Raw genomic sequence first — 3,517 nt, forward strand, 5'->3', positions numbered from 1 at the left:
AGGAGAACAAATCTTTGATCAGGGAGATTTATCTCAGCGGTCGCGAATCCTACCTGAGATATGCCTATAAATGTTCCAGGAGGATTATCGAAACCAATAACTATATTACTTTTTTTGCACCTGTACTTCGTGAATTGTTTCCCCGGGCCAAATTTGTGCACATTCAAAGGCATCCGGGTGATTTTGTTCGCTCTGGTATCAACCGGAATTATTATACGGGGAGCGGCAGCGATGATATAAAAAGAATCGTGCCGGTGAGTGGAAGTGAAAAGGCACAATGGGAATCTTATCCCCAGATTCAGAAGATCAGCTGGCTTTGGAGAGAAACCAATCAGTTCATTGAAGAATTCAAACAGGACCTTGATGCAGAGAATTTCATGACCATCAATTTCAATGCACTGGATGTGGATAAGGTTCATGCGCTGACCCGGTTTCTCGAGGCAGATGTTCGCCCCTCATTTATCAGGAAAAAACTCAGTAAAAGGGTAAACGTCCAGAAGACCACAATTAAGGAACCCTTTTCCCAATGGAAGGAAGAGGAAAAAAGGCAGGTGGACCAGATCGCAGGTGATCTGGCAAGACAGTATGGATATAAAATCTAATACATACCATGAAAGTAGCAATCGCACAGGAAAGAATTATATCGGGTGGGCGGATGGTGGTCATCAATGAGTTAGTTTCTGTTTTGAATGATATGGGCATTGTTCCGGATATACTGACTTTTGATATGGCGTTGACTCCGGAAGACATTCAAAAAAAATATCAAAAATCCGTGGATTTTCGGATTAGGCAACTGCCCTTCGACTTTCTTCACAAAACACCGGAAACCAGTAGGTTGTGGTTTAATTACCTGACCCGAAGGCATGGGAAAAAGTATGACCTTCTGATCAACAGCAACAATACTGAAACGCTGTTGACTAAAAAACATTGGGTAATTTCTTATGTTCATTATCCTCGTTTGGATCGTATCAGAAAAAATATGACTTTACATACGGATGGAAAGAAATCCGCGAAGAAATGTACCATTAGGATGGCGGAAAAGGTGGACCGGTTTATATCGGGGTTGCTTTATAAAAGCAGTTCTATTGGCAGCAACATCTTGTATGTGGCCAACTCTCGATTTACCAAACAGGCCATTATTTCCAATTTTAACATCCGCGATGAAGATGTGGAGGTGATCTATCCACCGGTGGATGTGGAGGAATTTCATCCGGACCGGGAAAAGGCCAACCAGGTAGCTACTATCGGCCGATTTTCATCAGCCAAGCGGCAGTTTGAGCAAATCAAGATGGCGGAGAAATTGCCTGATTTAAAGTTTGTTATAATGGGATTTGCCGGCAAACACAATGCCTATTATAATAAATGTAAGGATTATGTAGCATCCCGGAACATTGAAAATGTTGAACTATGCCCGGATTTGCCATTTTCTGAGATGGTAAAAAAACTGGAAGCATCTCGTTTTTTCCTGCACACCACCAAGAATGAACCTTTTGGAATAACCACCGTTCAGGGGATAGCAGCCGGTTGCATTCCAGTCACCCACAATTCTGGCGGACAGAAAGAAATTGTTTTTCGGGATGACCTTAGGTATGAAAATCACCAACAGGCTGTTAGGATCTTTAAGAAGATCATGAACGAGGATTTGAGTGACCTATATGATCACCTGGCTGAACATATCCGTAGTTATCAATCGGAACGCTTCAGACAGGAGTTCACACAGATATTGGACCGATATTGAACATAAAAACCACAGGTATGGAAGTGATCATAACAGGAATGAGAAGGAGCGGAACAACCATATTGTATGATTTGTTCTATGAAGACCAAAGATTTGATGCTTATTATGAGCCCTTTGCCTTTGGGAAGAAAGACATTGGCGGAGGTAGCGGGTTGAGAAAGGTTTCATTTATGGATAAGTTGAATCAAAGAAGGAAAGAATTTCTAGAGCAGTATGATCCGCAACAAACCCCGGAGATCTTTAACCTTGGAGCTCCAACAGATCTCAGGAAAGAGATGAACCGTAGTATTCCGGATATACACAGTCAATATCTGCAATATTTGGCATCGGAAAATACCTATACCCTTTTTAAATTTGTCCGGTTATTTAACAAATTGCCAGAGATGCATAAAATATTTCCTGATGCCCGGGTAATTCATATTTTGAAAGATCCCAGAAGAATAGCGTTTTCTCATGTCATTGGTTCCAAGGAACCCAAAGATAAATTCATCAGGCTGCGGCACAGGGTAAAAAGACGGTATCAAAGAGCATTTTTCTTTCAGGTAAAGAAGGGGTTCAATTTTTGGAGTGCTGAAAACATGATCAATGTGATCATTGATGAATGGCAGGGATATCATTCATTTAAAGGTGCACCAGCTTTTGAAAAAGTGATGCTCCTGTGGAAAATCATCAATGATCAGATCGTCAAGGATGGCCAGGCGTATTTCGGCGATAATTTCATGAGCGTTAAACATGAGGAGTTATGCACGCATCCCGCCCAGACCCTTGAAAGGATATATGATTGTGTAGGCATGAATTTACCTGAGAATGTCAGGGTATTGGGGACAAGTAACCTTAAGCCGCCCCGGCAGATTTTCAAAAGAAAAAACAAAAACTGGAGCCGGGCAGCTCAAAGAACCAGAATTGATTTAAGTGAATGGGAGCAGTATTAGAAAATGGAAGGATATCTTTCAAAAAACAAGATCGATTATGTGCTGTTCCATCTAGGATCGGTAATTGAACTGACCGATGAGATCATATCACATTTAATTTTTCAAAAGAATGATGAGGCAGATACAGGTTTCGGCATTCATATGCCATTATCAAGGGAACCTCTGAATATTACTCAAATCATCGTGATAGAGAATATTCCTGTTTTTTTCCCGATAAGCAGACAGGGTAGATTTTATCGTATCGAAAACGGACAGGTTTATTTTAACCACGACATACTTAAATCGTCATTTTATTTGCTTTCCGGATACCAGGAAGTTGCCAGCAAAGAAAGAGACGAACATGGCAGATTTCCTTATTCTTGTTCCATTCAGAAAAGGCTGAATGTTGCCCATAAACCCATTGTCAACTATTATTTTGAGAAGCTGGCCGAAGGCATTGAGCAGTTTTGCCGGTTAAATGGCATTTCTTTTGCAAGAAAGCATTTGTTTCAAAAATGGGGTTTGATGCTCACCCATGATATAGACCAACTCAGCACCTATAACATCTATGAATTGATTTTCCGGCTGAAGATCTTTCTGGGTTTGGTTCCTTCGAAAAGGAATTTTTCTCAGAGGAGAAAGGTGTTCTTCTGTCATTTGGCCGGTATGCTCTCGTTTTTCAACCGAAAGAACCTGCACTGGAATTTTGGTGCCTTGCGTCGTATTGAAAAGCAATTTGGTATGCATTCGGTGTTTTATTTCCTTCCCAAAGTTAGAAAGGATCAACATTCTTTTTACCGGATAGATGATCCCCGTATCCGGGAGCTGTTTGAAGAATTAATTCAGGATGGCTGTGAAGTGGGTGTAC

The 3,517-nt window shown here is 41.1% G+C and carries 4 protein-coding genes; all 4 read left to right on the plus strand.

Translation table 11 applies throughout. The features are described 5' to 3' along the window. Positions 1-602: sulfotransferase (locus KGY70_19165; GenBank protein MBS3777322.1), on the plus strand; the 602-nt coding region annotated here is incomplete at its 5' end. A gap of 8 nt (positions 603-610) precedes the next feature. Continuing rightward, positions 611-1,738 (plus strand): glycosyltransferase, encoded by a 1,128-nt coding sequence (locus tag KGY70_19170; GenBank protein MBS3777323.1) that lies wholly within the window; start codon positions 611-613, stop codon positions 1,736-1,738. A gap of 17 nt (positions 1,739-1,755) precedes the next feature. After that, entirely contained in the window at positions 1,756-2,670 is a 915-nt protein-coding gene (locus KGY70_19175) for a sulfotransferase (protein MBS3777324.1), read from the plus strand. Positions 2,671-2,673: 3 nt separating this feature from the next. Then, positions 2,674-3,517 (plus strand): hypothetical protein (locus KGY70_19180; GenBank protein ID MBS3777325.1); only part of this gene is annotated, 844 nt, incomplete at its 3' end.

This window comes from Bacteroidales bacterium (assembly GCA_018334875.1).
Classification (GTDB): Bacteria; Bacteroidota; Bacteroidia; order Bacteroidales; family UBA12077; genus JAGXLC01.